The sequence below is a fragment of the Lonsdalea britannica genome (assembly GCF_946477055.1).
Lineage (GTDB): Bacteria > Pseudomonadota > Gammaproteobacteria > Enterobacterales > Enterobacteriaceae > Lonsdalea > Lonsdalea britannica_A.
On record NZ_CAMKXG010000232.1, the window covers coordinates 1 to 5,671 of the forward strand.

Consider the following 5,671-nt stretch of genomic DNA (forward strand, 5'->3'; position numbering starts at 1 on the left):
GGGAAAGCCAATGATGAAATGCCCGTTGTGTGGATGCGCAGCGCACACCCGTTCAAGCCAGGAAATTACGCCACAGACCAAAGAACGCTACAACCAATGCACGAATATCAATTGTGGACACACTTTTATTACGATGGAGACCTTTATTCGCTCCATTGCGATTCCTGCACGAGTGTAAATACCGTGCCCGTCCATACCAAAGGCGGCAATCAGAGCACATTGAATATTTAGCCATCAACACAGAATAAAAAGAATTTCCTGTCGCGGTTTATTTTTCTTATTCGAAGACGAAACAATGCGCGCTCAAAAAATACCTATCGCCACTTTTCGCTATTGAGATTTATTACAGACACAAAAAAACCGCCATAGGGCGGCCGATGACTTTTTGCTAGGAGATTGATTATTATGGGTTTTATTCAATGGTGCCCAGGGCGGGACTTGAACCCGCACAGCGCGAACGCCGAGGGATTTTAAATCCCTTGTGTCTACCGATTCCACCACCTGGGCCAAAAACTGGAGGCGCGTCCCGGAGTCGAACCGAGGTAGGCGGATTTGCAATCCGCTGCATGGCCACTCTGCCAACGCGCCTTAATGACTTACCTACACTGATAACAATAATGTAGTTTTAAATGGGGACCAGATTGTCATTTCTCTTCTAACCATTTGATTAGAATCGATTTTCTTATTCCCTAACCAGGAATGGACGCTATTATGGACTGGTTAGGAATGGATGGCAAGCCCTTTGTACCCCACAAAATCTCAAGTGCCTAAAAGTTGATCTCCTTGCATTATACAGCCTGTAACCACGGCAAGAAATGCTCAATTTTCATTCGGGTAAAGCGACAATGCGCCAGCCTACTGCTGCCCTCTTTGGCGCTACGCTCTCATCACCCTATGCAGTCGCTATAGAGAGATAGACACCCTCTAGCCGACTCGTCATGAAGTGCGACCTTTAGAATAGACGATCTGTCGCATTTTAACGCCCCATCGCCGGGCTTCATCAGATTTGGCTGTGCCCTCTCCTGTGCTAGCTCGGCGTTTAATCGCCAGGAAATGTCATCTGGATGAGCGCGGTCGCTCTGATCGCGTTAGCGGGCCGTTCGATGCTGCTCATCCCCCACTCTCCTTTCTTATATATAACATTGCCCGTCGCCGAAGATGATGCTCTCTCATTGAGCAAAATAACAGCAAAGGCATCGACTGATGATTACACGGAGAGGAAGCCAGGCGAAATAAATCTATTCATTCGACGGCTTCATTAAAAAGCCAATTATTTTAATCTGACTATTTCCTATTCAACATGTTCAACCGTAATTAAATAACACGTCGTTGATGGCAGCATAATCACATCTTGTTTAGGCTAGGGATAGAAAATATAAATGACGTGATATTCATTGCCTATCAACATACTGACGCTGACCCCACAGAGTGAATTCAAATTAGCAAGTAAAATAAAATATGATTTTATTCAAAACACCCTCTATTTTTGACCAAGGACAGGATGTTTAAACACAGTCTTGTTAAAATGTACGTGAATGGAGAATTGGGATTTAACCGAGCAACGTTTATTTACTGTGAATAGCATAAATAAACATTCCTCCCTAATAAATTGCCTGCTGTGTAATGGGTAATTAAAATTGCGACGACGCCTTCATTCTGCGCACGAGAATCTACAATAATGATAAGGAGATGCATTAAATACTGAGCTAGCGAATAATATATGATTTGAGAAATCTACAATGCGGTATATCAGTCGGCAAAGCTTGCCCTCATTAGACTATACCGTCGATAAATCAAGTAACGGCAGGTAATCTACCTGTTAGCGGTTACGTGTAAGCCTGGTGACAGCAAGGCAATAGCGACGCTCATACTTGTGATTTTCTCGCGACAATAACTGAAGACTCGTACGAAATTAATCCATCAATGATGATGGAAAATTACGCGTGCGTGACTGTCATCAGAAGAAAATACAGATTTTAAAATAATGGCGAAGAGGTATTTACATTTTTTTATCGATTGTGTTCTCCCCCATTTCCGAGATCACAACCGATAAATTGATGACAACATAAATCAAATATCACCGCCGAAATACTTTTGCATTTCCCGATGCCAATTTAGGCATTCACAAATGAGGTATTTAGGTGGCCGTCATTTTAATGACAGATAACAGAATTGTTAATTCATAAATACTTAGAGGTCACAATGAAAACTCAGATGAAGAATAAATCGGCAGAGGCATGCCCTTTATCTCAACAGGAGGAGAAACAACGTACGCTTTCCCGACGTAAATTCCTGCTTTATGGAAGCTGCGTTGCCGCCGGAACGGTTGCACTGGCCGGCACCGCTCATAAGACGATGGCGAAAGAGGCCGTAGCGAATGCCACCGCTCCGGGAAAATGCCCTCCTGGCGTCATAGCCTCTTCCTGTGTCGCCGCTGATCCGTCATTGGCTCCGGGCGCGAACCCCGCAGCGCCGAAAACCGTCACCATCACACCTCGCGCTGCCGAAAATGTTGTGACGGAATACCCTTTTAACGGCGGACTGCTGTTCGGCGTGATGGTCAGTCATCTGCACGAATTCGACACCGCCGGGCTTTTCGCCCATCAAGATAACACCGACGTCATTCTTACCAATCTGGGCACTCAGCCGGTCTATGTCGCCGCGACGGCGCACGTCAATAGCGATCTGCACCATGACACCCCGCTGCGTCATGCTGTGCCTTCGCTACAAAGCATCATCATCCGTGCGGGTGCCGTGATAACTACGGCTGACGCCTCGGCAAACGGCGTCATCTCGCTGATCCAGGTCCGCAATACGCGCAATGTCGAATCGGATATTTTTTCACGCGATACCCAGTGGGCGAAATACGCTTTCCCGGCGGGAACTCCTGCGCTTCCGCTGTGGATCTCCAACCAGCTTCATCTGAATCACAAGATCCAGGTGAATCCGTGGCAGTTGACCGGATTACCTGCGCCTGCGGGCAGCAAGGCGCTGCCTTACGAGCTGTATGTCAATCTGTGGTGGCTACCAGCCGGTTCCGATGCCGGAATCCACGCGGCGCATGGCAGCAACCTGTTCGAGATTCATACCCAACTGATTGGTTGTGGCCGCATGCAGAAGTTCACCGACATCGACAAAGCCCGTGCCGCGATTGCTGGCAAACGGGCCGTACTGCCGGAAGGCGGTGTTGCATCGCCGTTTGATACGGGTAAAGCCTTCCCTGAACTCTATGAAGAATTCAGACTTGCGCCCGGAAACACGCATCTGCCGATGCCGATCGTCACTGAATATGACGCCTGGAAAGGCGTGTCGGACATCGCTAAGAATGCCAGCATGGACGACCCCTGTTTCTTCTACCCGCCCCATCAATATTACGCAGACACCGATAGCGTGTGGATTGCCTTTGAATTTCACCGTTCAGCAGACAAGCACTAATCGACTATCAAGGACAGCGTAATGATGAAAAACAGAGAACTTCCCGCGTCGTGGCGTGCTTATAACACCTATGACTATGTCCCCGTGGACGATTGGTCCGTCGGCGACGACATTGAGCTTTATTCAGTCTACTGGGATGGCAAACCCCATTCCCCCAACGGTTTCGATACCGACTGGACGATTTATATCAATGCCAAGGCCAAACCCAAATCCGGCGCGACACCCGCCGAACGGGACGTGTATCTCGTGTTACAGGTCACGTCTTGTGAGAAAGATGCCTTCCGGGTTCGGTTTGCCCCTTCCGCCGAAAGCATTAACGACTACCCGAACAAGGTCTACGGACCGATCGTCGTAGAACGGCTGGATCAGATACGCCGACACGAGCAGACGGCCGGATATCACCCGTTGCTGCGCTGGAATCGCGATGGCGTGAGCATCCAGCTGAAATCTATCCAGATTCAGTTCTTGCGTGACAAGAACGACCTCCTGTCGATCCAGATCAAACGTTTGTCTGACGGCGCCATCACTGACATTTCATCCGGCCCGCTCTGCCATGCCAAACCCGGTGTGGGCACCGTCGCCAATATGAAGCGCAAAGCCGAGGCGGCGACTCACTACTTCGGTCTGGGCGAAATCGTCAATTACAATCTGACCGGGAAAAGCAATGCGACCGTCGGGCACGCTATCGAGGATTGCTATAGCTACAGCGGCTATTCGCTGCTGGACCACACCGGCTCGCAGGTCACCTGCTACAACTACGACAACCTGTGGTACAACCAGCCGGAAGTCTTCTCAAATAAGACCAAGTACAAAGACGCGTTCAAAGCAAACGCCAACATCCCGCTTTATCTGAACGCGCCTTTTTATATAGAGCGCGCCGTGGTGGAGGGCCACCAGCAGTTTCTTGGCGTATTCCTGGATAATACTGGCCAGAGCTATTTCTCCCTTAAAAACCCGTCGCGCGACAAAGATGCCGTAGAAGCCGGCGTTCAGCACGGCGAGTTCGACTGCCACTATATGTTCGCGGAACAGGGGGCGGGCGTAATGGATGCCTTCACCTACCTGATGGGTAAAGGCGAACTGAATGCGCCGGCGGCAAAAGACGTCACGCTGAATGACCGTGCGGTCATGCCGCCCAAATACATCTTTGGGTATTTTCAGGCCAAATACGGCAGTCCCGGCCTGCTGCGACCGGATGATGTCAACGACCCCATCAAGGTGTACGTGGAAGACATTGTCAAAGGGCACCAAAAAGCCGGTATCCCGATTGAAGGTCTGGGGATCGATATCGATATCCAGGAAGACAAAAAGGTCTTTACCATCAAGGACAGCTTCTGGACGAAAGGCAAGGTCGACGAAGGGATCTCGGTATTCGATTGGGCGGCCCAGTTCAATCTGCAATGCCAAACCAATATCACACCGTTTATTCGCGCGGACAAAGTCGCCTATAACCCGGCCGATACAGCGAAAAAACAGTATGTCACCGCTCAGGGACTGATCGAGAAAGGCTACTGCGTAGCTAACGAGGGCGAAGCCAACATTCCCAAATTCCGGGGACCAAAACGTGAAAGCGATTATCCCGGGCTGACTTATACCCGCATTGGCGAAGTCAACTATCCCGATCAGAACCTGCTGGTGCTGGATTACGGCATCAATGCGCAAACGTCGGAACGCGATATGATCGGCGCCGTTATCACCGACTACGGCAATCCGGACGCCGCGCGTTTTTGGGGCGACCAGTATGCTTACCTGCTCAAAAATGGGCTGGGGTTCATCTGGCAGGATATGCCAGCGCCCGACTCCATGCCTCACGTTGAAGATGGAAAAAATTTCGCGGATACGGAAGCGCCGCGCAACCAATTCGGCTGGTCACTCACCGGGGAGTCGCCCGATGACGACAGAAGAAGAACCAATACCTTCAACTGGCGTAGCTATCACGGTCAGGCGCATCTGACAGATCCCCGTTTCGGCGACGGTCGCAAAACGCCGTACGTCGAACTGCGCAACTTCCATGCGTACATGCTGGCGAAGTCCAGCTACGAATACGGACTCAGCGCACACGAAGATATGCTCAAGGGTTACAAACGCAGCTATATCATCTGTCGCAGCGGCTACCCTGGCCTCCAGCACTATGCGGGTCACTGGGTGGGCGATAATGCCTCCACCTGGCATCACCTGCAGGCCACCTGTCTCTTATACACATCTCCGAGCCCACGAGACTAAGGCGAATCTCGTA

Annotated in this window: 2 protein-coding genes and 2 tRNA genes; 2 read left to right on the plus strand and 2 right to left on the minus strand. The window is 50.3% G+C overall.

Annotated elements, in window-relative coordinates; genetic code table 11:
- The first annotated feature begins 10 nt into the window (after window positions 1–10).
- Window positions 11–178, plus strand: coding sequence for an ogr/Delta-like zinc finger family protein (locus Q7O77_RS13920; protein WP_304168423.1), 168 nt, complete (start codon window positions 11–13; stop codon window positions 176–178).
- Window positions 179–420: 242 nt separating this feature from the next.
- Here Q7O77_RS13920 and Q7O77_RS13925 read toward each other — a convergent pair.
- Window positions 421–507, minus strand: a tRNA-Leu gene (locus Q7O77_RS13925).
- A gap of 7 nt (window positions 508–514) precedes the next feature.
- A tRNA-Cys gene (locus Q7O77_RS13930) sits at window positions 515–588 on the minus strand.
- 1,626 nt (window positions 589–2,214) lie between these two features.
- Between Q7O77_RS13930 and Q7O77_RS13935 the strand changes: the two genes are divergently transcribed.
- The gene (locus Q7O77_RS13935) at window positions 2,215–3,435 is read left to right on the plus strand and encodes a hypothetical protein (RefSeq protein WP_304168417.1); all 1,221 of its coding nucleotides are present in this window, start codon (window positions 2,215–2,217) and stop codon (window positions 3,433–3,435) included.
- Window positions 3,436–5,671: the final 2,236 nt, after the last annotated feature.

Bases quoted from the DNA above. Each gene is read 5' to 3' on its own strand.
- Q7O77_RS13935 (WP_304168417.1), top strand. From the start codon at position 2,215: ATGAAGAATAAATCGGCAGAGGCATGCCCTTTATCTCAACAGGAGGAG.
- Q7O77_RS13920 (WP_304168423.1), top strand. From the start codon at position 11: ATGATGAAATGCCCGTTGTGTGGATGCGCAGCGCACACCCGTTCAAGC.